The 25,555-nt window shown below is 55.3% G+C and carries 23 protein-coding genes; 11 read left to right on the top strand and 12 right to left on the bottom strand.

All coding sequences use genetic code 11. The annotated features are described in order from the left end of the window. Positions 1-82: 82 nt before the first annotated feature. The 6 genes from map (at position 83) to dapE (ending at position 7,367) form a co-directional block, all read left to right on the top strand. Positions 83-853 (top strand): type I methionyl aminopeptidase, encoded by a 771-nt coding sequence (gene map / locus VOI14_RS10675; protein WP_323752038.1) that lies wholly within the window; start codon positions 83-85, stop codon positions 851-853. Next, on the top strand, positions 854-3,499 hold the full coding sequence (locus VOI14_RS10670) for a [protein-PII] uridylyltransferase (protein WP_323752037.1): 2,646 nt from the start codon (positions 854-856) through the stop codon (positions 3,497-3,499). Further along, the gene (gene dapC / locus VOI14_RS10665) at positions 3,496-4,698 is read left to right on the top strand and encodes a succinyldiaminopimelate transaminase (RefSeq protein WP_323752036.1); all 1,203 of its coding nucleotides are present in this window, start codon (positions 3,496-3,498) and stop codon (positions 4,696-4,698) included. The genes VOI14_RS10670 and dapC overlap by 4 nt, the downstream gene beginning before the upstream one ends. Beyond that, positions 4,695-5,036 (top strand): ArsC family reductase, encoded by a 342-nt coding sequence (locus tag VOI14_RS10660; protein ID WP_323752035.1) that lies wholly within the window; start codon positions 4,695-4,697, stop codon positions 5,034-5,036. The genes dapC and VOI14_RS10660 overlap by 4 nt, the downstream gene beginning before the upstream one ends. Before the next feature lie 107 nt (positions 5,037-5,143). After that, positions 5,144-6,172 (top strand): 2,3,4,5-tetrahydropyridine-2,6-dicarboxylate N-succinyltransferase, encoded by a 1,029-nt coding sequence (gene dapD, locus VOI14_RS10655; protein WP_323752034.1) that lies wholly within the window; start codon positions 5,144-5,146, stop codon positions 6,170-6,172. A 64-nt stretch (positions 6,173-6,236) separates the two neighbouring features. Next, positions 6,237-7,367, top strand: a complete 1,131-nt coding sequence (dapE, locus tag VOI14_RS10650) for a succinyl-diaminopimelate desuccinylase (RefSeq protein ID WP_323752033.1) — start codon at positions 6,237-6,239, stop codon at positions 7,365-7,367. A gap of 63 nt (positions 7,368-7,430) precedes the next feature. On the opposite strand, the gene VOI14_RS10645 is transcribed toward dapE, so the two are convergent. Continuing rightward, the gene (locus VOI14_RS10645) at positions 7,431-7,649 is read right to left on the bottom strand and encodes a SlyX family protein (RefSeq protein WP_199008023.1); all 219 of its coding nucleotides are present in this window, start codon (positions 7,647-7,649) and stop codon (positions 7,431-7,433) included. Between the two features lie 167 nt (positions 7,650-7,816). On the opposite strand from VOI14_RS10645, the gene VOI14_RS10640 reads away from it, so the two are divergent. Further along, a complete protein-coding gene (locus VOI14_RS10640) occupies positions 7,817-8,359 on the top strand; it encodes a cold shock domain-containing protein (protein ID WP_323752032.1) in 543 nt (180 codons plus the stop codon). 62 nt (positions 8,360-8,421) lie between these two features. On the opposite strand, the gene VOI14_RS10635 is transcribed toward VOI14_RS10640, so the two are convergent. Then, entirely contained in the window at positions 8,422-8,796 is a 375-nt protein-coding gene (locus VOI14_RS10635) for a hypothetical protein (protein WP_323752031.1), read from the bottom strand. After that, the gene (locus VOI14_RS10630; RefSeq protein WP_323752030.1) at positions 8,768-10,066 is read right to left on the bottom strand and encodes a hypothetical protein; all 1,299 of its coding nucleotides are present in this window, start codon (positions 10,064-10,066) and stop codon (positions 8,768-8,770) included. The genes VOI14_RS10635 and VOI14_RS10630 overlap by 29 nt, the downstream gene beginning before the upstream one ends. A gap of 290 nt (positions 10,067-10,356) precedes the next feature. Between VOI14_RS10630 and VOI14_RS10625 the strand changes: the two genes are divergently transcribed. Then, positions 10,357-11,265 (top strand): DUF1853 family protein, encoded by a 909-nt coding sequence (locus VOI14_RS10625; protein ID WP_323752029.1) that lies wholly within the window; start codon positions 10,357-10,359, stop codon positions 11,263-11,265. A gap of 25 nt (positions 11,266-11,290) precedes the next feature. Continuing rightward, positions 11,291-11,731 (top strand): VOC family protein, encoded by a 441-nt coding sequence (locus VOI14_RS10620; RefSeq protein WP_323752028.1) that lies wholly within the window; start codon positions 11,291-11,293, stop codon positions 11,729-11,731. A gap of 178 nt (positions 11,732-11,909) precedes the next feature. Here the strand turns inward: VOI14_RS10620 and VOI14_RS10615 are convergent, their stop codons facing one another. The 3 genes from VOI14_RS10615 to VOI14_RS10605 are packed head-to-tail and all read right to left on the bottom strand — an operon-like array spanning position 11,910 to position 15,670. Further along, positions 11,910-13,634 carry an alpha-amylase family glycosyl hydrolase gene (locus VOI14_RS10615; protein WP_323752027.1) on the bottom strand — a complete coding sequence of 575 codons (1,725 nt, stop codon included), beginning with the start codon at positions 13,632-13,634 and terminating at the stop codon, positions 11,910-11,912. After that, on the bottom strand, positions 13,631-14,854 hold the full coding sequence (locus VOI14_RS10610) for a glycosyl transferase (protein ID WP_323752026.1): 1,224 nt from the start codon (positions 14,852-14,854) through the stop codon (positions 13,631-13,633). Before VOI14_RS10610 ends, VOI14_RS10615 begins: the two co-directional genes overlap by 4 nt. Positions 14,855-14,866: 12 nt before the next feature. Continuing rightward, on the bottom strand, positions 14,867-15,670 hold the full coding sequence (locus VOI14_RS10605; protein ID WP_323752025.1) for an HAD-IIB family hydrolase: 804 nt from the start codon (positions 15,668-15,670) through the stop codon (positions 14,867-14,869). Between the two features lie 117 nt (positions 15,671-15,787). On the opposite strand from VOI14_RS10605, the gene VOI14_RS10600 reads away from it, so the two are divergent. After that, positions 15,788-17,242 (top strand): protein adenylyltransferase SelO, encoded by a 1,455-nt coding sequence (locus tag VOI14_RS10600; RefSeq protein ID WP_323752024.1) that lies wholly within the window; start codon positions 15,788-15,790, stop codon positions 17,240-17,242. Positions 17,243-17,260: 18 nt separating this feature from the next. Here VOI14_RS10600 and VOI14_RS10595 read toward each other — a convergent pair whose 3' ends face one another. Further along, positions 17,261-18,601, bottom strand: a complete 1,341-nt coding sequence (locus VOI14_RS10595; RefSeq protein ID WP_416361407.1) for an AmpG family muropeptide MFS transporter — start codon at positions 18,599-18,601, stop codon at positions 17,261-17,263. A gap of 85 nt (positions 18,602-18,686) precedes the next feature. Further along, positions 18,687-19,169, bottom strand: coding sequence for a YajQ family cyclic di-GMP-binding protein (locus tag VOI14_RS10590; RefSeq protein WP_323752022.1), 483 nt, complete (start codon positions 19,167-19,169; stop codon positions 18,687-18,689). A 135-nt stretch (positions 19,170-19,304) separates the two neighbouring features. On the opposite strand from VOI14_RS10590, the gene VOI14_RS10585 reads away from it, so the two are divergent. Further along, positions 19,305-20,276: a response regulator gene (locus VOI14_RS10585; RefSeq protein WP_323752021.1), complete on the top strand. Its 972-nt coding sequence runs from the start codon at positions 19,305-19,307 to the stop codon at positions 20,274-20,276. Between the two features lie 220 nt (positions 20,277-20,496). Here the strand turns inward: VOI14_RS10585 and VOI14_RS10580 are convergent, their stop codons facing one another. The 4 genes from VOI14_RS10580 to fliD form a co-directional block, all read right to left on the bottom strand. After that, on the bottom strand, positions 20,497-21,519 hold the full coding sequence (locus VOI14_RS10580) for an AraC family transcriptional regulator (protein WP_323752020.1): 1,023 nt from the start codon (positions 21,517-21,519) through the stop codon (positions 20,497-20,499). Between the two features lie 90 nt (positions 21,520-21,609). Continuing rightward, positions 21,610-22,821: an argininosuccinate synthase gene (locus VOI14_RS10575; protein WP_323752019.1), complete on the bottom strand. Its 1,212-nt coding sequence runs from the start codon at positions 22,819-22,821 to the stop codon at positions 21,610-21,612. Between the two features lie 135 nt (positions 22,822-22,956). Next, positions 22,957-23,358 (bottom strand): flagellar export chaperone FliS, encoded by a 402-nt coding sequence (fliS, locus tag VOI14_RS10570; protein ID WP_323752018.1) that lies wholly within the window; start codon positions 23,356-23,358, stop codon positions 22,957-22,959. A gap of 55 nt (positions 23,359-23,413) precedes the next feature. Next, positions 23,414-25,396 (bottom strand): flagellar filament capping protein FliD, encoded by a 1,983-nt coding sequence (gene fliD / locus VOI14_RS10565; RefSeq protein WP_323752017.1) that lies wholly within the window; start codon positions 25,394-25,396, stop codon positions 23,414-23,416. Positions 25,397-25,555 lie beyond the last annotated feature (159 nt).

Below are 25,555 nucleotides of genomic sequence, written 5' to 3'. Positions count from 1 at the left end.
TCACTTTTACTAAACACCTTCCTTGTACCTATTGGCCGGGGCCCTTAAAATGCTGGCTTGATGTATATAAACAGGAAGCCCGATGCAAGTCTCTATTAAGACCCCCGAAGAAATTGAAAAGATGCGGGTAGCCGGCCGCCTGGCAGCCGAAGTTCTGGAAATGATCGGCGAGCACGTCAAGCCCGGCGTTACCACAGAAGAGCTTGACCGCATCTGCCACGACCACATTGTGAACAAGCAACAAGCCATTCCAGCCCCGCTTAACTACAAAGGGTTCCCGAAATCTATCTGCACCTCGGTTAACCACGTGGTGTGTCACGGTATCCCTACCGACAAGAAAGTCTTGAAGGACGGCGATGTCATCAACATTGACGTCACCGTGATCAAAGATGGCTACCATGGTGACACCAGCAAGATGTGGGTTGTTGGCAAGCCCAAGCCCGGCTCTGAACGCTTGATCCAGATCACTCAGGAATGTCTATATAAAGGCATTGAGCTGGTTAAGCCCGGCGCCCGTCTCGGCGATATCGGTCACGTGATCCAGAAGCATGCAGAGAAACATCGCTACTCCGTAGTTCGGGATTATTGCGGCCACGGTATCGGCGCCGTGTTCCATGAAGAGCCTCAGGTTATGCACTACGGCACACCCGGCACCGGCCTTGAGCTGAAAGAAGGCATGACATTCACCATCGAACCCATGCTGAATCAAGGTAAGTACCACACTAAATTGCTGGCCGACGGATGGACAGCGGTCACCAAGGACCACAAACTGTCCGCCCAGTGGGAGCACACAATCTTGGTCACCGAAGACGGCTATGAGGTTCTGACCAAGCGATCAGAAGAGTCGCTCTAAGTGGACCAACGCGAGCTGGAACACCGCATCAGCCACGACCTTTCTCCGGTCGTGGCGGCAAGGGAATTTCTACAGCATCATTACGAGGCCGACGCCGAAGCTTTTCGACAAGGTGCTGACGTCAGGACTCTGGTTCATTCCAGAGCCAAGACGGTAGACACGGTTCTTCGATTGATCTGGAATCGCTACCCTCTTTCCAACTCGCCCGACATCGCCCTGGTCGCCGTGGGTGGTTACGGTCGCGGCGAACTCCACCCCCACTCCGATATCGACTTGCTCATCCTCACCCGCAAAGGCACTGAAAGCACCTGGCAAGACGACCTCAGCGCTTTCATCACCTTGCTTTGGGATCTGAAGCTGGATATCGGTCACAGCGTTCGCAGTGTCGACGAGTGCATCGCCGCCGCTAAGCAAGACATCACCATCCTTACCAACCTGCTGGAAACCAGAACCATCGCTGGCCCAGACAGCTTGAGAGAAGAGCTCACCGAACAGGTTTACCTGGACGATGTGATGTCAGACAAAGATTACTTTGTCGCCAAATGGGAAGAGCAGCAAAGCCGCCACCAAAAGTATGGTGATACCGAATACAATCTGGAACCAAACGTCAAAGGCTCTCCCGGAGCGCTGCGGGACATTCAAACCATTGGCTGGATCACCAAACGGCATTTCCGGCTGGAGAGCACCGCAGAACTAGCCCGCTTCGCCATCATCACCGATGAAGAGCACCAAGTGTTGCTTGAAGGAGAAACCTTTCTCTGGCGTTTACGCTTCGGTCTTCAACTCATCGCCGACCGCAATGAAAACCGACTGCTGTTCGATCATCAGCGGGCCCTTGCCTCCTTGCTCGGTTATGAAGATGAAGGCAAACGCCTCGGCGTCGAGCTGATGATGCAATCGTACTACCGCGCCGTTCTGGCTTTGACCGAACTTACCGACGTGATTCTGCAATATTACGACGAAGCGATCATCGGCAGCGGCAGCGAAGACGAGATCCGCCCACTCAACAAACGCTTCCAGATGCGGAATTTCTACATCGAAGCGATCAATAACCAAGTCTTTGCCTACGCCCCCTATGCCATCATGGAAATCTTTGTGCTAATGGCACAGCATCCGGAGATCAAAGGCATTCGAGCAACCACCATTCGCTCACTCAGGGCTCACCGGCACCTGATCGACGATGTATTCCGGTCTGACCTGGCCGTGACCAGCCTGTTCATGGAACTTCTGCGTACGCCCCACGCGTTACACAAAACGCTCTCAGCGATGAAGAAGTACAACGTATTGGGCCGCTATCTACCGGAGTTTGGCGACATCATCGGCCAGATGCAGCATGACCTGTTCCACATTTACACGGTTGATGCGCACACCATGCGGGTCATCCGCAACATGGTCAGGCTGACCAGCGAGGAAGCGCGAACCGAGTACCCCCTTGCCTCTCGCTTGATCCACCGCTTGCCGAAAATGGACACCCTGTATATCGCCGGCCTGTACCACGATGTAGCCAAAGGCCGCGGTGGTGACCATTCTGAACTCGGCGCCATTGATGCCGAAGCCTTCTGCGAACGGCACCATCTCAGTGAACGCGACACCCGGCTGATCGCCTGGTTGGTGGAAAACCATCTGCTCATGTCGATGACTGCCCAGCGCAAAGACATCTCCGACCCAGACATCATCCAGGCATTTGCCCGCGCGATACCCAGCCAGGCTCACCTCGACTACCTTTACACGCTGACTGTATGCGACATCAGCGCCACCAACCCCAAGCTCTGGAATACCTGGCGAGCCTCGCTCTTGCGCCAGCTATACATAGAAGCCAAGCGAGCACTGCGCCGCGGCATAGACACACCGGTTAACCGGCAAGCATGGATTGAAGCTACCCGCGAAGAGGCCAGGGAAATCCTCAACGCCCAGAACATGACCGACGAACAAATCGACCAAATCTGGGATACCGTGGACGAAGAGTATTTTCTCCAGGATTCCACCGTCGATATCGCCTGGCAGACCGCCGCGATCATCCGCCATGGCGATAACCCGGACCCGCTGGTCTTAATCCGCGACACCCGCGGCGGGCCGACCGACGGCTACTCGCAGATTATCATCTATATGCGAGACCGGGTTGCCCTGTTTGCGGCCACAACCGCCGTACTGGAGCAGCTGAACCTGAACATCGTCGATGCTCGCATCAACTCCAGCGAGGGGCCCCACTCGATCAGCTCTTACATCGTACTGGACGAGCAAGGGCAACCGCTGGGTATCGATCCAGCCCGTAAAGAGCGGGCACGCAAGCGCCTGATCGAAGAGCTGGATGATCCGGAAGACTACCCGGACATTATTCATCGGCGCACCCCGAGGCAGCTCAAACACTTCGCCTTCCCGACAGAAGTGACTTTCTCCAACGACACCATTAACCAACGAACGTTGATGGAAGTCATTACCCCCGACCGCCCCGGCCTGCTGGCTCGGATTGGCCAGGTACTGCTGGAGCACAGGGTGCGGCTGACCAACGCGAAAATCGCCACCTTGGGCGAACGGGTTGAAGACGTTTTCTTCATCACTGACGAACAAGGCCGACCACTGAGCGATCCCGCTGAGTGCGAAGCCCTGCAACAGCACCTCTGCAAAATGCTGGACGACATTCAATGAATTCCAATCTTGAAAGACTGCACCCTTACCCCTTCGAAAAACTCGCGGAGCTCAAAGCCGGCATTACCGTGCCGGAGCACCTCGCGCCGATTTCACTGGGCATTGGCGAACCCAAGCACCCTGCCCCGGCATTCGTAAAGCAGGTGGTGGCCGACAACCTGGACAAACTGGCCAACTACCCCACCACCAAGGGCATAGAAGCATTACGCGAAACCATCGCCGACTGGGCAACCCGGCGCTTCAACCTGAGCGAAGGCTCGCTCGACCCGGCCCGAAACATCGTTCCGGTAAACGGTACCCGCGAAGCCATCTTTTCTCTGGTTCAGGCCGTTGTCGATGCCAGCGAGCCGGCCACCGTCGTCAGCCCAAACCCGTTTTATCAGGTGTACGAAGGTGCCGCTTTCCTGGCGGGCGCCGACCCCGTTTACTTGCCGTGCGATGCCAGCAACGGGTTCATCCCGGATTTCGACGAGGTTCCCGAATCGGTCTGGGCCAAGTGTCAGGTTCTGTTTTTATGCTCCCCTGGCAACCCCAGCGGCGCCGTAGTCACACGGAAAACATTGACCAAAGTGATCGAGTTGGCCGACCGTCATGACTTCATCGTTGCCTCCGATGAGTGTTATTCCGAACTCTACCCGGACGAAGCCAACCCGCCCGAAGGCCTGCTACAAACCTGTGCCGCGATTGGCCGTAACGACTTCAAACGTTGCGTGGTGTTCCATAGCCTGTCAAAGCGCAGCAACCTGCCAGGTCTGCGATCCGGCTTTGTCGCGGGCGATGCCGAGATACTGGCAGGCTACCTGAAATACCGCACCTACCACGGGTGTGCCATGCCCATTCACAATCAGCTGGCCAGTATCGCTGCGTGGAACGATGAAGAACACGTCAAAGAAAACCGCGCGGCTTATCGGGCAAAATTCGAAGCCGTGGTTCCCATCCTGCGCGAAGTGATGAACGTGGAATTCCCGGATGCCGGTTTCTACCTCTGGCCGGAAACACCTTTCGACGACGAAACCTTCGCCCGTGAATTGTCGGCTCAGCAAAACGTACACGTACTGCCCGGCCGCTACCTGTCCCGCACTGTGGACGGCCACAACCCGGGGGAAAACCGGGTTCGTATGGCACTGGTGGCGCCCGTAGACGAGTGCGTTGAAGCCGCCCACCGCATTGTCGAGTTCGTAAAAGGATTCAAGGCATGAAGCTCTACGGCATCAAAAACTGCGACACCGTCAAAAAAGCCCGTAAGTGGCTGGATGAAAACGGCATCGCCTACGAATTCCACGATTTCAAAAAAGACGGACTTACCCGCGAAAAGCTGGCCGAGTGGGAGCAGACTCTAAGTTGGGAAACGCTGATCAACAAACGCGGTACCACCTGGAGAAAACTTCCTGATGAGGTTCGTGATACCATGACCGCCCAAAGCGCCCGCCAGGTCATGCTGGAGAACACCTCCATCATCAAACGCCCGGTTGTTGAACACCATGAAACGGTTACCGTGGGCTTCAACGCAGACGAATGGGCTGCGTGGACGAACTAACTAATTAACACCGCCTCTCCCTATCACCCCCCCCTCTCGGGAGAAGTGTCAGGGAGAGGGGGAAAGAACTCAGCTTTTTACACTTAATTAACAGGAGCAACCACCAGATGAGTTTTGCATTCGGCATCGGCATCGGCACCCAGAACAATCAGGGCGAATGGCTGGAAGTGTTCTACCAGCAACCGGTTATGACCCCTGGCAAAGACCTGATCGACGTGGTTGAAACCGCGCTGAACTACAAGGGCGGCAACCAGGCCATCGAAGCAAGCGCAGAGCAACTGACCCAGCTCGCCACGTCACTCCGCCAGTTGGGCGAAACCGCACAGGCAAAACTGGCTGAGCAAGCCGCTGAAAGCAAAAGCCCGGTTGTTGTCACCGTACTGGCGACCGACGATACCGCGTCCAGCACTCCAGAGGTGTACCTGAAGCTGCACCTGATTTCTCACCGTATGGCCAGGCCCCACAGCCTGAAACTGGACGGAATATTCGGTTTGCTGCCGAATCTGGCCTGGACCAACGAAGGCGCTATCGATCTGAACGAACTACCAGCCCGTCAGCTGCAGGCTCGTATTGAAGGCCGCACTCTGGAAGTGAAATCTGTCGACAAGTTCCCGCAGATGACCGACTACGTGGTGCCGAAAGGCGTACGTATTGCCGATACCTCCCGTGTCCGCTTGGGCGCCTACGTGGGTGAAGGCACTACCGTGATGCACGAAGGCTTCATCAACTTCAACGCCGGTACCGAAGGCACCAGCATGATCGAAGGCCGCATTTCCGCCGGCGTTATCATCGGCAAAGGGTCTGACCTGGGCGGCGGCTGCTCCACCATGGGCACCCTGTCTGGTGGCGGCAACATCATCATTGCCGTTGGCGAAAACTGCCTACTGGGCGCAAACGCTGGCATCGGCATCCCACTGGGCGATCGTTGCACCGTAGAAGCTGGCTTGTACATCACCGCCGGCACCAAGGTTGCCCTGCTGGATGACAGCAACAAACTGGTTGAAGTGGTTAAAGCTCGCGATCTGGCCAGCAAGAACGACCTTCTGTTCCGCCGCAACAGCCAGACCGGTGCCGTTGAGTGCAAAACCAACAAGACAGCCATCGAGCTGAACGAAGAACTGCACGCGAACAACTAAGACCCGCACAAGCCCCTCTCCCGCCGCGGAGAGGGGCTATTCCAGACCAAGCAAGAGCCACCCTATGACTTTATCGCCTACCCTCGAACTCGCTAAGGACCTCATTCGTCGCCAATCGGTTACACCGGACGATGCCGGTTGTCAGGAGTTGATGATGTCCCGTCTCGCCCCACTAGGCTTTGCCGGCGAGAACTTGCGTTTTGGCGAAACAGACAACCTCTGGGCCCGCAAGGGCACCGACGGACCGTTGCTGGCTTTTGCCGGCCATACCGATGTCGTGCCAACTGGCCCTGAGAAAAACTGGGCCCATGCGCCCTTTGAGCCGGTCATTGAAGAAGGCTTTTTGTACGGCCGCGGTGCCGCCGATATGAAAGGCAGCCTCGCTGCGTTTGTCACGGCCTGTGAACGCTTTGTGGCCAAGAATCCAAACCATCGCGGTTCCATCGCTCTGCTCATCACCAGTGATGAAGAAGGCCCCGCACACGATGGCACGGTCAAAGTGGTCGAAACGCTGGAAGCCCGGAACGAGAAAATCGACTGGTGCCTGATTGGAGAACCGTCCAGTACCCACGAAGTGGGTGACGTGATTAAAAACGGCCGCCGTGGTTCACTGCATGGTTACCTGACCGTTCATGGCACCCAAGGCCACGTCGCCTACCCGCATCTGGCCGAGAACCCCGTACATACGGTCGCCCCGGCGCTCGACGCCTTGGCCAAGGAATTCTGGGACAACGGCAACGATTTCTTCCCGCCTACCACCTTCCAGATCACCAAAATTGAATCCGGTGTCGGCAGCAACATCATTCCCGGCGAATGTGTGGTGCACTTCAATTTCCGTTACTGCACGGAAAACACCGCTGAAAGCCTGGAGGAACGTGTAGTCGCCATTCTGGATCGCCATAATTTCAAGTACGACTTGCAGTGGCACCTCAGCGGTCGCCCCTTCCTGACCGACCGGGGTGCACTGGTCTCGGCCAGTCAGGAAGCCATTCGCACAGTGACGGGTCGGGAAACCGAACTGTCGACCTCTGGTGGCACTTCCGACGGCCGCTTTATCGCCCCCACGGGCGCACAAGTGGTCGAACTCGGCCCCATCAACGCCACCATCCACAAAGTGGATGAATGCGTGAAAGCGGAAGATCTGGATACGCTGTCCGAAATCTACGAACAGATTCTGGTAGAACTGCTAGGGTAATTTGGAATGAGGGGTCAGGGCCTCGCGGAGGTCTGACCCCGATTTCGAAATCAAACGCCACACTCAGTAATGCGGCGGTGGTGTTTCCTCATCCTCGCGCCGAATATTGGAAGGCGACACATCCTTAAGCTGCTGGTGCATCAGCCGCTTCGCCTCCCACAGCTCCCGAATATCCATTTCTTGCTTTGTCACCTGTTCGCTCAGGGTGTTGATTACGTCATCCTGGAACGCAAGTCGCATTTCCAGATCCGCAATCCGGTCTTCGAGAGTCTTTTTGCTCATGAGATTTGGTCAGCCCTTTCCTTAATCTGGTATCATGGCGCCTTTTACCGCCAACGCCAGATATTCTACACACAGAATTCAGCGGCGGTGTTCACTGCCGGACATGCTATTTTACCCGATGTGCGGCTTTTTATCGTTAGCGTTTAATTATGGAGAATAACCAACTAATGCGTAATCCAGCCAAAGCGATCCTTGTTGCTATCCTGATCGCAATTCCGGCACCGTTTGTACTGGGCCTGTTACTGTCTGCCACCCCGGAACCGCTGAAACTGCTCGCCTTAGGCGAAGGCGTTGAAGCTCTGGGTAGCCAAGGTGGTATTGCCGCATATGTGATGGCGTTTGCTGTTTTCGCCATCGTCGGTTTTATCGCTGTTTTGGTTGCCGGTAAGCAAGCGGCTCCTGCTGCTCACGCTCGCACCCAAAACCGCCCGGCTCGTGCCAGTCAGCCACAGAACGATTACGACGACGAAGACGATGACTTTGACGACAACACTCCGGAAGGAGACGAAGAAGGTACCGTCAAATGGTTCAACGTCAAAAAAGGCTTCGGCTTTATCGTGCGTGAAAGCGGTGACGAGATTTTCGTTCACTTCCGCGCCATCCGTGGCCGTGGCCGCCGCGTCCTCCGTCAAGGCCAGCTGGTTCGCTTCAACGTAGTTGATGCCGACAAAGGCCTACAGGCAGACAACGTGTCTATCCTGAGCGATTGATCTCGATCTGAGAAAACAAAAAGGCAGCCTTAATCGGCTGCCTTTTTACGTTCAGGGCCATGCTAATTCCACACAACCTGCTGCTCACCACGCTGATCTAACCGCCACCATTTTTCATCATCGAGCGAATCGCCTTCTTTCCACTCTCCCAAGCTGCAGCGGATCTCGCCTTCCATCATTCTCCAGGCACTCCGTGCGCACTCCAGATCGTTGTTCCAAGGCAACTCATCCCCCTCGATTACCAACGATGTGAATCGTTTCCCGAACGCGCCCGGATACAACGTAATACGTAAACTTCTTCCGTTGAACCGTGCTGTGCCTTTTGAAACCGAGGCGACATCGGCATCATCCAGCCGGACATTATCAAGCTGCCCTTCAAGCCACCGGGATACGGCACCCGGCTCAAGGTCACGAATATAGATTTCCAGATCCTGCACCCAAGGTATCTCCATGCTGTTGCTCACACTGCCGCACATATTGAACCGGCTCTGGCCCTGCTGCAAGCCATCGCTCCAATTCCTGCCGAAGATCTTCCACCATCACCCTGCGCAAACTGCCAGCACGCTGACGTTCGTACCACAGCACTTCGGCAGCAGCTCTGGCCAGCTCTAGGTCTTTTAGATCCAGATCCTCATCGATGCCCTCTTCTCCCCGCGCCATGCTCACCAGCAACTGCCTCCGGAAAACGTCCTGCGTTCCAGTAAGTGCCACTGATTCCAACGGACCTCGGTTCGCAAATATCTCCAGACGGGCGGCGGCGCTTCGGACCCACTCAAGCATACCCCCCGGTAACGCAACACAGCGGCTTTGGCGGGTGGCCGCATATTCCAACGCAGAAAGAGTAATCTCAACGTTAAACCTTTTCTCAATTAACGGTTGATGAGCCGTGAGAATCGCTCGTCGTTGCGCTGTGCTCACGGCCGGCATTGGCACAACGTCCAGACTTCTCCCGAGCAAATGGCTTAGCCGTTGCTCCTCGCCGGTGTCGCCACCCTCATCCGGTGCAAGCAGCAGGATTGGTCCTTGCCAGCCCGAGACTACCTCTCTCGCGACACCGTTTGGCTGCGCCATCAACTCCAATAATGCCACCGGCGATACGTTATCCAGCACCAATACAGGCCACCCCAAACCCCGTCCACTTTGCTGTGGTATCGCTGGTTGCTCCAGAGCCATGATTTCGGCCTGTCTGCGCAAGTCTAGCTGCACCCAGCAGAGCCCCGGAGTTTCCAGAAGCAATTGAAGCCACGCGGCTTTACCATTGCCATGCTCGCCCTGAACCCAAATCAACCCGGTTTCGTTAGCCGCTAGCGCAACTGCGACATTCTCAGCCAGCGCCAGCCAACTCGGCTCAAGCACCGTTAATGGCACAGGCTCTAGCCCCCTCACTCCACGCATCTGAGCCGGGCTTCCAACATCATCCGGCCAGACATTCACCAACTCCAACACAGCGACGTAGGCTTTGTCTTGCAAGCATTCGGCAAAGGTCACAAGCCCTCGTAAAAGCTGAGACCAGTTCAACCAGGGGCCTCCAACAACTTCTCGAGTTTCAGAAATCCAATAAATCAGCTGCGATGATAAATCCCCATCCCCGTGAACTTCAGCCACGATCCGCTGCTCCCCCTGGATGGTGCGAATCAGCTCGTCAAAATCCACGCCCTGACGCTTCAGAAACGGGGCCACCGTATCGATCACATCCAGCATCGCCAAGAAGAAATCTTCTGCGGTAATGACCGAGCCGCCGCGTTACCCAACATTGTCTCGAGCCACAAGCAGTGCTTGCTGGCATTGAGGTTCCAGGCATCCTTGCCAATCTTCCATTTCAGCGCTCTCCATCGGGGAATAGATCAGCCCATAACTCTAACAAACTTGGTGTTGCGCTAAGGCGGCGAAGATCACACGGCGTGCCCTTCTCCGGATTAAACTTATGGACGCTACGGCTATTTAATGAACTGAGTTTCGTGCTCTCAACAATCCGCAGATTGAGGTATCCTGAGCCCATGGATACAACTTCAGCGCGATTCGCTCTACATCGCTTCAAAACTCCCGTAATACGCCATCTTGCCTGGCTGTGTCAGGCACCCCAATTGGTGGCGACCTCAATCAGCTTTCAGCCCTCCGAGTTCCTTCCAGCGGACTACCTAACCACGCTGACCCGCTGGGACAATCACCCGGAGACGGCGCCACCCTATCTATTCGCGCCCATGGAAAAACGGCTTGGACACTACGTTGAACGACTTTACGAAGTGATGCTGGGCGATCTCATGGGCTGGGAAATTGTTCTCAAAAATCAACAAATCCGCACTGAAAAGCAAACACTGGGGGAACTGGACTTTCTGCTAAGAAACCCTGTATCCGCTGGTTTGGAACACCATGAAATCGCGATTAAATACTATCTGGGCGTACCAACCTCGAATGGCCCAACCAAGTGGTACGGGCCCAACGCACGAGACCGGCTCGACCTTAAAACCCACCACATGCTGTCTCATCAAAGCCAAATGACACAGCGGCCCGAAACCCGAAACGTATTAGCAGAGCTCGGCATTTATGACCCCGTCAAACCACGGATATTCATGCCCGGCTACCTGTTCTACCCTAGCAAGGAAACGGTTGAGCTCCCCGACACGGTGACCGACAACCACTTAACCGGGAAATGGCGCTATGCTGCAGACCTCGATACTGAAGACACCAGCCACTGGGTACGCCTGAACAAGCCGCACTGGATAGGACCGTGGAACCAAAGCGACGCACCAGATGCCGATTCAGCGCGAGCAACCATTCACTGGGTTGAGGCAGAAGGCATCCCTGCCCTGTTTGCCGATATGACATGGCAAGCCGAACTAAACGGCTGGGTAGAAGCAGACCGCTGGTTCGTGGTTCCCAATAACTGGCCCCATAACCATCGCTAGCCAAACATCAACACAGGAGATCACCATGAAATACCTGCACACCATGATTCGAGTCAGCAACCTGGACGACACCCTTCACTTCTTTTGCGACCTACTTGGCTTGGTCGAAATCAGCCGAAAAGACAGCGAGAAAGGCCGCTTTACACTGGTTTTCCTGGCAGCCCCTGAAGACGAAGCTCGCGCACGGGAATACAAGGCCCCGACAATTGAACTCACCCACAATTGGGACCCAGAGGAATACATGGGTGGGCGTAACTTCGGGCACCTAGCGTTTCGAGTGGACGACATCTACGCTCTGTGTGAAAAGCTGCAAGCGAACGGCATTACGATTAACCGCCCTCCAAGAGACGGCTACATGGCGTTTATTCGCACACCAGACGATATTTCCATCGAGCTGCTGCAGAAAGGTGAGGCGCTGCCAGTTCAGGAACCTTGGGCGAGCATGGAGAATGTGGGGAGCTGGTAACCACGAAGTGGTCTGAGGGGAATTCGCCAACACGGGGGATGAACTGCAATCCGCTTGCATGGGGAATAACTTCGATCCCTGAAGTTTATAAATAACAACAGACTCATCCTGAGTGCGCGCCGATCATAACCACTGGGATCGGCCCACGTGCGTTGGTTCACACAGGGCCAACTCGTGTTCAGTTAGACAACCAAACGCACTCATAGGGTTTGAGTGTGATCACGCCACCAAGGTCATCAATGGACTGCCCCGAGATCAAGTCAGTCCATTGATCAGTGCTAATCAAGTTAATGTCGCTCAAGGCAACTTGTTGCGCGTCAGCACTGATATTGTGGATGCAGAAGATGGATTGTTCCCGACGTTGGCTCTGTCGCCAAAAACCGAACAACTGCAGACCTAAGTGGAGGGTAAACTGGGTGGCGTTGGGATGGAACGCAGGCTGTGCTCGGCGGATATCGATCAAGCGGCAAAGCTCTTGGTAAACCTGAGCCTGGTGACTGAGGGGATCAGCCAGAATCGCCTCAAGTTCGTCCAACTGCCAATGACCCCGGTTAATGGAACGCAGCCGGCCTGTATGCTCCACCCGCTCATAATCGTTACCGGTCGCCAGCAAACTGTGAATGTAAAAGGCGGGAATACCTTCCAGTGCCAGCATAACCGTGTGAGCACACAGAAAACGCTGCAGCTGCCAGTGGTCTGCGCCGCCTTCGGCGGTGCCTTTCAGGGCATCCCACAAGGCAATATTTAATTCATACGGCTGGTCACGGCCGTCGGCCGTGCGCCGGTACGAGACCCGTCCCCCGAACGATTCCAGAGTATTGATCAGGCGCTGTTTTTCTTCTTCCTCCAAAAGCCCATCCGTCGGTCGCAGCCCGATACCATCGTGGGACGCAATAAAATTCAGATAAGTGGTGCCCAACTGTGCTGGCGGCATGCTCATCAACCAGGTTTTCAAATGCCGGCAGTTACCGGTCACCAACGTGTTGATCAGCAGCGGCGGCAAGGAAAAATTATAAATGGCGTGAGCTTCGTTGCCGTTGCCGAAGTAGGTTAGGTTTTCTCGGTTCGGCACGTTAGTTTCGGTGATCACAACGGCATCCGGGGAGTGATGTTCGATCAGCAACCGTAGAATCTTAATCAGCTCGTGGGTCTGCTGCAGATGAATACACGGCGTGCCCGGTTCTTTCCATAAAAACGCCACAGCATCCAGCCGAAAAATCACCACACCCCGCTCAAGGTAATAACGGATAATATTAACGAACTCGATCAGCACCTCCGGGTTGGCGAAATTAAGATCCACCTGATCTTCACTGAAGGTACACCATACATAGCGCTCCCCATCGTCGGTCTGAACCGGGTTCAGCAAGGGTGAGGTACGGGGCCGTACCACCTGACTCAGGTCGTCTTTGGGATTTCCTTCAACGAAGTAATCCTTACCTGGCCCTACCCGCTTGCGAAAATTCTCGAACCATCGACTTCGAACAGACATGTGGTTAATCACCAAGTCTGCCATGAGCTTGTAATCGTGCCCGATCGCTTCCACATCTTCCCAGCTGCCGTGAGATTCATTGACGGCCAGGTAATCCATCACCGCAAAACCATCGTCCGAGCTGTAGGGGAAGAAGGGCAGAATATGCACTGCCGTCACCACCTCCCGCAGGCAGCCATCCAGAAACCGTTTCAGGGTGACCAAAGGTTTCTCATGGGGGCATTGAACGGTATCGGCATAGGTGATCAACGCCACATCGGATTCGCTCCAACGGTGCTGCTGCGGAGACGGTGCTTCAGCATCCGGCTGCAGATCCATTGCCGCTAGCAGCTGATCCGCCAGAAACTCGCAATCCAAAGCTGGATAGACCACATCCAGCATGGCCACCAAACGGCTTTCAAGCGTTTGTGTCACGGTCGGAACTCCTGATTGTCCAGTTCTACCGCTTCCAGCAGCTGCTCCCGAATGTCCGGTATCGCACTGGTTACCCGATTCCAGCTAGGGATGAACGGCGTATCCATAGGGTGATCCAGAAAATGGGCACCGGCGTGCATGACATTCTGAGCAAACAGCTCCACGGCCTTTTCTTCCTTATGGCGATCGAAACTCAAGCCGTTAATCACCGCATCGTTCTGATAGGTTTCAACAAAATCCAAGGCAATGCGGAAATAACTGGCTTTGATGGTGCGGAACTTCTCGTTAGAAAATATCTCACCATTGGTGGCCAGTTTTCGGAACAGGGCTTTGGAGATGTCCATGCTCATCTTCGACAATCCGCGGCTGGCATCTTCCGGCGACAGTTCTTGGTGTTTGTGATCATAAACATCTGCGATATCCACCTGGCACAAACGGTTGGTGGCGTAGTTGCGTTTCATTTCAGATAACACGCCAATTTCCAGCCCCCAATCGCTCGGGATGCGCAGATCGTTAATGACATCCGTACGGAAGGAAAATTCACCGGCCAGCGGATAGCGATAGCTGTCCAGATAATCAAGAAAGTCACTGGGCCCGCAGACTTTTTTCAGAGCACGGATCAATGGCGTTACCAGCAACCGGCTCACCCGACCATTCATTTTGCTGTCCGCCACTCGGGCGTAGTAGCCCTTGCAGAACATATAATTGAAGCCGGGATTAGCAACCGGGTAAATCAGCCGTGCCAGCAACTCCCGGGAGTAGGTCAGCACGTCGCAGTCATGCAGCGCCACCGATTCACCCACGCCGGATGCCAGCACATAGCCAAAGCAGTACCAAACGTTCCGACCTTTACCCATCTCGGTCGGCGCCAGATTTTGCTCCCGCAGTTTCAAATCCAGTGCCCGCAGTCTCGGGCCATCATTCCACAGCACTTTGAACGGCTGCGGCAGTTCTGAAAAATACTCCAGAGCGTGCCGGTATTGCTCCTCGTTAGCCCGGTCCAGACCAATCACCACCTCATCCAGATAGGGTACTTTGCAGAGTTCCTGGACAATATTCTGCAGAGCCGGTCCTTCAAGCTCCGAATACAGGGACGGCAGCACCAGCGACATGGGCCGGGTTTCGCGAAAGCGCATCAGGTCTGCCTCGATGTCTTCCACCGGCCGGCGTACGAGGTTGTGCAGGGTGGTCACTATACCGTTCTGGTAAAAGTCGCCCATGGCGGCTCTCCTTTACTGATAACCGTACTCGAATAGCAAGTTAAGTACGCAGGCGTTCCAACCCTCAGGGCCGGGGCTCAGAGAGCGCATGGCGTGCCGGGCGGGCGAAAACTGCAGTTGGTCACTGTTCACCCCTCGAATCACCACCGGAATGTCGGCTTCCTCCAGCATCCTCTGATCATTCGGGCTGTCGCCCAGAGCAATGCTGATCACCGTTTCGTTACCGAAGCGCTCCTGATAACGCTTCAGCAAGAACCGGGCCCCCTTTGCCTTATCAAAGGTGCCCATGGCATGCCAGAAGCGCCCGCCCTGCACCAGTCGCAAGCCCTCAAGCTCAAGCGCCGCGCGGAATTGCGCCAACTCAGCATCGGATCCATCCCATAGCAGCGGTTCAGTGCCTAGGCGCTGTTTAGCTCGCTCCGCCTCGTCTTCTTTAAGTCCCGAAAGCTTTGCTACCTCATACGCAGACAAGTCAGAAAAGCCCCTGAACCGTGCACCCTTATCTCTCTGCACCAAAAGTGCGCACATCAACTCGTGATGGGATACTCCGAAATGCACGATCTCCTCTTCGCGGTTGTCCAGACACCCCGCCGGAATCACCACCACCGCTCCGTTCTCGGCAATATACGGCGCCCTCACCCTCATGGCCCGCTGCAGTACGCGCATCTCCGCTGAGGTTTTACTGGAATTCAGCACCAGAGGAATCCCGTTCGCTGCCAGGCGCTCCAGCGCAGGCAACGCCGCACGCCAACTGTAACTATGGTGATCCAGCAAAGTGCCATCCAAATCCGTAAAAACAACCAGTCGCGGTTGCATTCGACACCCCCACTCTGCACTCTGTTGTTGAGTCTTAGCCCGGTGACATTTCATCTACACATGTGTATCCGGAGCTGAGCCGCTTACAGTTTATCGATTCAATAACCGGGCCAATGTATGAGCAACAACGCCTTCCAAGTGGAACACCGCTACCTCGATCTGCCAAACAGCTTCTATAGCAGGGTGCAGCCCACGCCTTTGTCAGAACCCGAAGTGGTGTGTTTCAACCACAAACTTGCCGCCCGGCTGGGCTTTCATGTGCAGAATGAGCACGACTGGGCCGGAATCGGCGCGGGTGCAGAGTTACTGGAAGGCATGGACCCTGTCGCCATGAAGTACACCGGCCATCAATTCGGCGTTTACAACCCGGAGCTGGGCGACGGCCGTGGCCTGCTGCTGTGGGAAACCGTAGATCCAGACGGCACTCGCTGGGATTGGCACTTAAAAGGCGCGGGCAGCACACCCTACTCCCGTTTCGGCGATGGGCGAGCCGTGTTGCGCTCCAGTATTCGGGAATACCTGTGTTCAGAAGCGATGCATGGTTTGGGTATAGCCACCACCCGCGCCTTGTTCATGGTCAGTGCAAAAGATCCGATTCGGCGGGAATCCATCGAAACTGCCGCCTCGCTTATGCGAGTGGCCAAGAGCCACATCCGCTTCGGCCACTTCGAGTTCGCAGCGCATCACGAAGGCCCGGAAGCCCTGAAAACCTTGCTAGAACACGTGATCAGCCTGCACTTCTCGCACCTGATCAACCTGCCGGAAGAACAACGCCACGCCCGCTGGCTGGAAGAAGTGGTTGAACGCACTGCGCGGCTCATCGCCGACTGGCAAGCCGTCGGCTTTTGCCACGGCGTGATGAACAGCGACAATATGTCCATCATCGGTGACACCTTCGATTACGGCCCCTACGCTTTCCTCGACGATTTCGACGCTGGCTACATCTGCAATCACACCGATCAAGGCGGCCGGTACGCCTACAACCGCCAACCACAAATGGGCTTCACCAACTGCCAGTATCTGGCCAGCGCGCTGCTGCCTGTCATGGAAGAAGACACCATTCGCCAAAGTCTGAGTCGCTACGAAAGCGCCTACAACGAACGTTTCAAGCACAACATGCGCGGCAAACTCGGGTTGGAAGAAAACGACGAAGGCGACCTCAGTTTTATTATGGAAACCTTCAGCATGCTGCACGAACACAAAGTGGACTACACCCACTTCTTCCGAGGCATCTCCAACCTGAATCGTCACGGCCATGCGCCCGTTCGGGACCTGTTTGTCGACCGCAGCGTGGCCGACGAATGGCTGGAACGCTACGAATCGCGCTTACAGAAAGAATCCCGTGCCCACGACGAACGGGAACACGCCATGCGCCAAGTAAACCCGAAATACATCCTGCGCAATTACCTGGCCCAGCAAGTGATTCTGGAAGCTCAAAACGGCGATTACACGCCAATGAAGGAACTATTGAAGGTGCTGGAAACGCCGTTCGACGAACAACCGGATTTCGAGCGCTACGCCGCCCTGCCCCCGGAGTGGGGCAAGCACATGAACATCAGCTGTTCCTCTTAATGAGAGGCGAGAGGGGCGTTATTTAGCCGGAGCCAAAGCATCCAGCCGGGCACCGTGCTTAAACAGGTAAAGCACCAGAAGAATGGCAGGAACGCCCATTGCCGCAGCCACGGCGAAGAATTCGGCGTAGCCGAAATTCGCCACCACAATGCCCGAGAAGCCGCCGAGGAACTTGCCCGGCAAAGTCATCAACGAGCTGAACAGCGCGTATTGGGTGGCGGTGAAGGACGCGCTGGTCATGCTGGAAAGCCAGGCAATTAACGCGACGTTGGCAATGCCGCCACTGAGGTTATCGGCACTGACCACCACCGCCAAGGTCGCCAAGTCCGGCGGGTTCTGGGCCAGCCAAACAAACAGCAGGTTCGTCGCTGCCGTCAGCACTGCGCCCGCCAGCAAGATACGCCGAACGCCGTAACGCATCACCAGCACGCCACCTACCAGCGAACCGACAATCGTCATCAGGAACCCGAATACTTTGGTCACATCGGCAACTTCGGTTTTGCTGAAGCCCATGAAGTTCAGGTAAAACGGATTGGCCATCACGCCCATGGCGATGTCAGAAATCCGGTAGACCGCCACCAGCACCAGAATGGCAATTGCCAATTCCTTGTAGCGGCGAAAGAAATCCACAAACGGCCCGGCAATAGCGGCATAGAACCACCCCACGAACCGAGCCACCCGAGGCGGCAAATGGGTACGTTTACTCGCCTCGTCTTCAATCTTGTGAGCAATATCCTGAGCGGCCGCGTAGTGATTCACCTCAGGCTCACGGGCTAGCAACACGGTTAATGCCCCGACCCCCACCAGCGCCGCCATCACCAGATAAGACACTTCCCAAGACCAGAACGCCGCCAGATACAGAGCACCCGCCCCGGCCACCAGCAGCGCCAGCCGGTAACCAAATATGTAAGTCCCCGCCAAGGCCGCCTGCAGCCGTTCTTCGGCAATTTCGATGCGATATGCGTCAATAGCCACATCCTGTGTCGCCGAGGAAAACGCCACCAGCAAGCCACACAGCGCCATCAGCTCCGGGGTTTTTATCGGGTCGACCGTGGCCATCAGAAACAAGCCCAACGCAATGCCAGACTGCGCCAACAAGATCCAGCTTCGGCGCTTCCCCAACCATCGATCGAGCAGCGGCAACTTCAGCCGATCGACCACCGGCGCCCAGATCACCTTGATGGAATACGTAATGCCCAGCCAGCTGAAGAACCCGATGGTTGCCGTCTCGACACCCACGTCCGCCAACCGCGCATTCAGCGTGGAAAACACCAACAGAAAAGGCAGACCGGCAGAAAAGCCCAGAAACAGCATGGCAATCGACTGCCAACGGCTGTAGGTGTAGAGCGTTTCTTTCAGCAGGGTTAGCAGGGAGCTGAGTTGGATAGGTTAGTCTCCTGAGCAGAGCGAAGGCTGGGCAACAGACACCCAGCCCCAACACTCATCAATCGCGGAAGTTATTAAACTGCAGCGGAATATCGAGCTCTGCTTCACGCAGCATGGCAATGGCTTCCTGCAAGTCGTCACGCTTCTTGCCCGTTACCCGTACCTTGTCGCCCTGGATGCTGGCCTGCACCTTCATTTTCTTGTCCTTGATCATCTTCACGATCTTCTTGGCCATATCCGTTTCAATACCTTGCTTCAGCGCAAAGTGCTGCTTTACCAGCTTGCCAGCCTTGCTTTCGCCGTCTTCCTCCAGTGCACGGCTATCAATGTTGCGCTTGGCGAATGCCATCCGCATCATTTCCACCAACTGCTCCAACTGGAACTCCTGCTCGGCGCTCAGCGTCAGGCGTTTATCTTCCAGCTCGATACCGGCGTCCACGTTTTTAAAATCCCAGCGGTTACCCAAATCACGCTTGGCTTGGTCTACCGCATTGGTGACTTCGTGCATTTCAATTTCTGAAACAATATCAAAAGAAGGCATAGTCGTTATTCTCCAAAGGCCGCCAAGGGTATACTAGGGCGACATTTTAAATTCTGGATGATAGAAGCCGCCAAAGCATACCAAGAGCGGCGACTAATCGCATCTGACAATGGACTGGTAACAAGTAGATACACGATGCCCAATCTCGACCTACCCATTCTCGTAGTAGATGACGCTAAATTCAGCAGTATGGTCGTCGGCCGCACGTTACGGAATGCTGGCTACCGTGACATACGCGTGGCCAACAACGCACCCGACGCCTTAAAGCTGCTCGAAGAACGCGCTGTGAGCGTGCTCATTGCCGACTGGCTGATGCCTGAAATGGACGGTCTGGTACTTACCGATCGCGTGCGCCAGCACGATGAACACGAAAATCACTACACCTACATCATCCTGCTGACCGCCAAAGAAAGCGTAGAAGCCTTGTCGGAGGCCTTTGACAGAGGCGTAGACGACTTCATTTACAAGTCAGACATGACCAAACAGCTGATTCCCCGAATCTTCGCTGCCGACCGCATGGCAGACCGCCAGAACACCCTGTTACGCGCCAACGCCCTGCTGGTCGAGAACAACCAGAAACTGAAAGATAACAACATCATTGATTTGGAAACCGGCCTGTGCAACGCCAAATACGCGCGCCAGCGTTTGCAGAAAACGCTGCACCATGCCGAATCTCGGGGCGGATCCACCGCCTATGTGATGTGTGGCATCCGCAACTGGCAGGAACTGAAACGCAAACATCCACCCAGCATCATGAGCGAACTTTGCGTGGGCATTGCTCGCCGCCTGAACACATTGATTCGCCCGATCGACGCCCTGTGCCGCGTGGGGGATAACCAGTTTGCCACGGTCTCGTACTTTCCCAACAGCGATCACTGCACCACCACCGCCTTTCGCCGAATTTTCGATGGCATCAACCACAAGGCGCTGAAAACCTCAGCGGGCTATATTTCCGTGGAAGCCGGCATGGTGCTCTGCCGCGCCAGCGCAGAAAACGGTACGCCCACGGTACAAGAGGTAGAGCGCGCGGCAGTGCAAGGCTTGGTAGACGCCTACGAAACCCGGCGCTTTACGGAAACCAAACCGGAATTGCGGGAAAGTGTGTAGCCAATACATTCAGTAACACTGCGACACACATCACAAACAGACCGGAAGCACGAAAAGTCCTATTCTAAATTTGTGGGATCAAGCAGTACCCACCCATGGCGGAGGAGCCATGTAGTACCTCCGCCGCCGTATGGGTGCTCTCCCTCAGGATTAACGAATTTTTCAGGCACTTTCGTTCTTTCCAACTATGATTTAGCCAGCTCCAATGAGCTGGCTTTCTTTATTGGAGCATGCTTTTCCGATACTCCCCCGGCGTCTGCCCTGCCGCAGCTTTGAACTTCCGATGAAACGACGTGGTTTCGCTATACCCAAGCCGCAAAGCAATATCCGGTATGCTCATCTGGGTATCTCGCAAATAATCTTCCGCCATCTGCTGTCGAACTTCATCCAACAATTTCTGATACGAAGCCCCTTCCTGGCTTAGCTTGCGCTGCAAGGTTCGGCTGGTCATCCCCAGATCTTCGGCAATCATATCCTGCCGCGTAATGCCCCGTGCCAATTGCCGCTGAATTCCTTGTTTCACCTTGGTGGTCAGATCCGTGTCGGTTTCCAGTTCCGCCAATTGTGACAAGGCATGGGCTTCCAGAGTTTTACGAAGCAACGGGTCCGGCTGTCGCAGCCGCTCAGACAACAGCTGCTTGCTCAGCGACAGCGTGTTCTCCTCCGCCCCGAACTCGACCGGGCATCCCCATCGCTTTCGGTATTCGCCTTCCACCGCCGGCCCAGGCGATTGCCGCTGCAAGGTCACACGCAAAGGCGAAGCCTCATTCGTATCGGCCAACCAGCGAGCGTAATTCACCCATGACGCAAACACGTTATCCACCACATGAGGCTGCACCACCGGGTCCTTGTAATTACAGCGCCACACCAAGGTCACCGTGTCACCCGCCATCTGCATGCGAGTGGTACCCATATCGCCCACCAGCTTTTCATAGGGCGCGATGCGGGTAACGGCCTCGCCCAACGTAGCGCAACTCATGGTGATATAGCCCAGCACACTGTAGGAACCTGGCTGCACGAAATCGCCGGTTTCCAACCCCAGAATCGGATTGCTCGAACGCTCTGCCAGCAAATGCAGGAAGGATTGGAACTGCTCGCCGTCGATGCGCCCATCATCGCTTTCCAGAATGTCTTCAGACAGGCCGGATTGGCGCAACAAATCCCCCACGGCAATCGACTTGGCATCGGCGAAACGAACGTATTGACGAAGTGCGGCTACAGAAGCGGTTCCCAGAGGGGTCATGGCACAGGCTTTGGCTGTTAGAGTTTTCAGCAGAGTATAACCAAAAACGCCCGGCATGTGCCGGGCGTTTTTGATTCAGAAAGGCTGCTCTCAGAGCGTGCGGCCTTTGCCGGCGGCAATGCGCAAGCGCAGCGCGTTCAGCTTGATAAAGCCTTCTGCGTCTTTCTGGTCGTAAGCACCGTGATCTTCTTCGAAGGTCGCGATGGTTTCATCGAACAGCGAGTCGTCAGACTTACGGCCAACAACGTCTACGTTGCCTTTGTACAGTTTCAGGCGAACGGTACCGTTCACGTATTCCTGAGTCTGATCGATCAGCGCCTGCAGGGCTTCACGCTCAGGCGACCACCAGTAACCGTTGTAGATCACTTCCGCGTAACGTGGCATCAGGCTGTCTTTCAGGTGCGCGACTTCGCGGTCCAAAGTGATGGACTCAATGGCACGGTGTGCACGCAGCATGACAGTGCCGCCCGGAGTTTCGTAGCAGCCACGGGACTTCATGCCCACATAGCGGTTCTCTACGATATCCAAACGACCAATGCCGTTGGCACCTGCCAGCTTGTTCAGGTTTTCCAGAACTTCGTGAGCCTTCAGCTCCTGACCATCGATGGCAACGATGTCGCCCTTACGGTAGGTCAACTCAACGTAAGTCGGCTCATTCGGAGCAGCTTCCGGAGACACACTCCAACGCCACATGTCTTCCTCAGCTTCCGCCCAAGGATCTTCCAGATTCATGCCTTCGTAAGAGATGTGCAGCAAGTTGGCATCCATGGAGTAAGGGCTCTTGCCCTTCTTCATCTCAACGGGAATGTCACGCTCTTCACAGTACTTCAGCAGCTTCTCGCGGGAGTTCAGATCCCACTCACGCCATGGTGCAATCACCTGCACTCCCGGCTTCAGAGCGTAGGCGCCCAGCTCGAAACGTACCTGGTCGTTACCCTTACCGGTCGCGCCGTGAGAAATGGCATCGGCGCCGGTTTCGTTAGCGATCTCAATCAAACGACGTGAGATCAACGGGCGGGCAATGGAGGTACCTAGCAGGTACTCGCCTTCATAGATGGTGTTCGCGCGGAACATCGGGAACACGTAATCGCGCACAAACTCTTCGCGCAGGTCCTCGATGTAAATTTCCTTAACGCCCAAGGCTTCCGCCTTCGCACGCGCCGGCTCTACTTCTTCGCCTTGGCCGATGTCGGCGGTAAAGGTCACCACCTCACAGTTGTAGGTATCCTGCAACCACCGAACAATAACGGAAGTATCCAGGCCGCCGGAATAGGCCAGAACCACCTTTTTAATATCAGACATGTCTGTGCTCCAGACTGAACAGAATGGATGTATTGAAAAGAAGGGGCATATTGTACGGGATGGCGGTGGAGTTGGCTATTCGGAGGTTGCACCCCTCTCTCCCGCAGCGGGAGAGAGGGGCACGGAATTTAAACCTTAACCGACCTGGGCCGGCTGAGCAGATGCCTCATCGCGAATACCATCCCAACCTTCTTTAATCGAGCGAAGAAGGCCAATGACTTCGTCCAATTTGGCCATATCGTTCTTCGCGCTGGCTTCAAGAAGCGACCGCTCCATGTAGTCATAAAGACCTTCAAGGCGGGTCGCTAACTCGCCACCTTTTTCGAAGTCGAGGAAACTCTTCAGCCCACCGATAATCTCAATGGCCTTGCCAATCAGCTGGCCTTTGCCGGCGTAATCTTTCGCCTGCATACGGGCCTTGGCCATATTGATACGCTCAATGGCCCCGTTGTACAGCAGTTGAATCAGCTTGTGGGGGTCTGCATCGGTGATGCTCGTTTGGGTATTAACACGCTGATAGGCCTGTAAACCGTTCATAGTTTGCCTCTTTCCCACTGGCCCAGCCAGTTCGTTGACAGGTTAAACCTGATGATCAATTACTATTACTCGAAAGCAGCGCTTCAAACTGCTGAGTCACATAATCGCGAGTGCTATTGAGCTGAGAAATCAATGAATCCGCAGCACTAAACTGGCTCACCAAACGTTCCCGGTAAGCCTCGATTCGTATTTCCAGCTCCGCCTGACTTTCTGCAATATCGACCAACTGCTGATTCAGGCTGACGGTCCGGGAGTCAAGAGCACCATCCTCTCCAACAAAACTGGTGACCAGATCCGCTGTGCGCTCTGCGATCCCTTCTATGAAGGTGATGGAACCACGACTGCCCGTCTGATCTCCAAGAATGCGAACCTGGAGTCCGGATGCCCCTCCGACGCCGCTGCCCAGATACAGCACCTGACCGTCACCTTCAGCGACCTCTCCTCCAATGGTACCGGCCACATCCAAACCAACCGTGCCCGTTTTAGCGGAAATACCAAGATCATTACCGCCTTCCGCCCAAACAAGACTCACATTCGAACTACTACCATAACTACCCGATGTGAATCTGAGCGCACCGCTTTGATCCAAGTCGACCTTAACCGATTGGCCGGCAGCGTTGAGCGGCGGACTGCTATTAATCTTGCTCTGTATTTCAGCAACCAGTTCTTCAGCCGTTGCATAGGTCTGCTGAGTAAGCTGGATCGAAAAGTTCGTTGACCCATCAACCATAAACTCGATCGAGTCATTCGTGCCGTCAATGACAACACCGTCCGCAAGCGCTGTATCACCGGCCACACGGCCCTGCGTCGCGGCTTGAGTAACATTGATCGCATAGGTTCCAGGCACTGTATCCAGGCCGCTGCGTACAAACTCAACCTGGCTGTCCGTCGTCCGGCCCTGCTCGGCAAACAGTGCCGTCACATCGTCGGGGTTGGCTTTGAGCTGTTCAATGAAGGTATCCCGGTCTAACTCCAGACCACCCGTTTCAAAGTCGGTGGTAACCCCCACATCCGCAAGGCTTCTCACGCTGGAGTTTTCCAAACCAGGCACGATCCGGGTCAGCACATCTCGAAGCTGATTCTGAATAGAGCGAACCGTACTGTCGCCCGTGAGCAGCCCACCAACGCCGGCATCGGCATTGTATCCGGCCAACCCATCAATAGTTGACTGCAGCGCATTAAACTGGTCAACAAAGCCTTGGACCCGGTCTGCTACCGACTCATAGTCCTGTTCCACATTGATCACAGATGAACCGGTTTCAGCGATGTTGAAACTCAGGCCATCTATAACGTTTTCAAAACTGTTGCTGGAGCGGGTAATCTCGACCCCATTAATCGACATTACAGCGTCGGTCGCCGTGATGGTCTCCTGCAGGCCAGAGTCCGCATCCATGCTGGTGTTGAAGGCAAAGCGGGACAGTCCCTGATGATCCGTAGCCGTACCCTCGGAGTCCCCGGAAACTGAAATGCTCACGGCATTGGTTGTGCCACTTTCATCTGCAGAAAACACCAACTGAAATCCGTTACCGGTATCAATTACGCCGGCAGAGACTCCCGCATCCGCGTCATTAATCGCATTGGCCAACCCTTGCAGGGTGTCGTTGCTGTCATCTATAACGACATCAACGGTGTTGTCTCCTACGGACAAGGTGAGCGTCCCCTGACCAACGCTGGTGCTGTCCCGATCCGCAAATACATCACGGGAAGCCAGCGCCTGGGCACCTGCCAGGCTGGTCACTTCAACGCTGTATGTGCCGCGACTGGCCGTGGCACTATCAACCGTAACGCCAATGTCTTCATTGGAGGAACTGGCGGAAAAAGCCGTCAGATTTTCCTGTGAACTCAGCATCTGCATGGGCAGACGCAACTCAGTCACCGCACTACGCAGGGTGCCATAGGCCGAAATCAGCGCCTCAGCTTCTGTTGTCTTCTGGGTAAGACGAGCATCGGTTGGAGCCCGCTCCGCCTCCACCAACTGGTCAACTAAGTCCGAGGTGAGCACACCAGAACCGATACCTAACGATGAAATACTAGCCATAACCATGCCTCCTGCAGGGGGCGTAACTGTTCAGTAATTCAGTTATCGGCAGAAAGCGGCAAAACTTTGCCCTTTTTACCAAGACTTTTGTAACAGCGCGTATAAGCCCAAGCATGACGCACTTTCCAGGCCTATAACGCAGAACACCGCCTCACCCTT

The organism is Marinobacter sp. (genome assembly GCF_034669625.1).
Classification (GTDB): Bacteria; Pseudomonadota; Gammaproteobacteria; order Pseudomonadales; family Oleiphilaceae; genus Marinobacter.
Note: the sequence above shows the minus strand (reverse complement) of the source record. Positions and strands in the feature narration are given on the sequence as shown.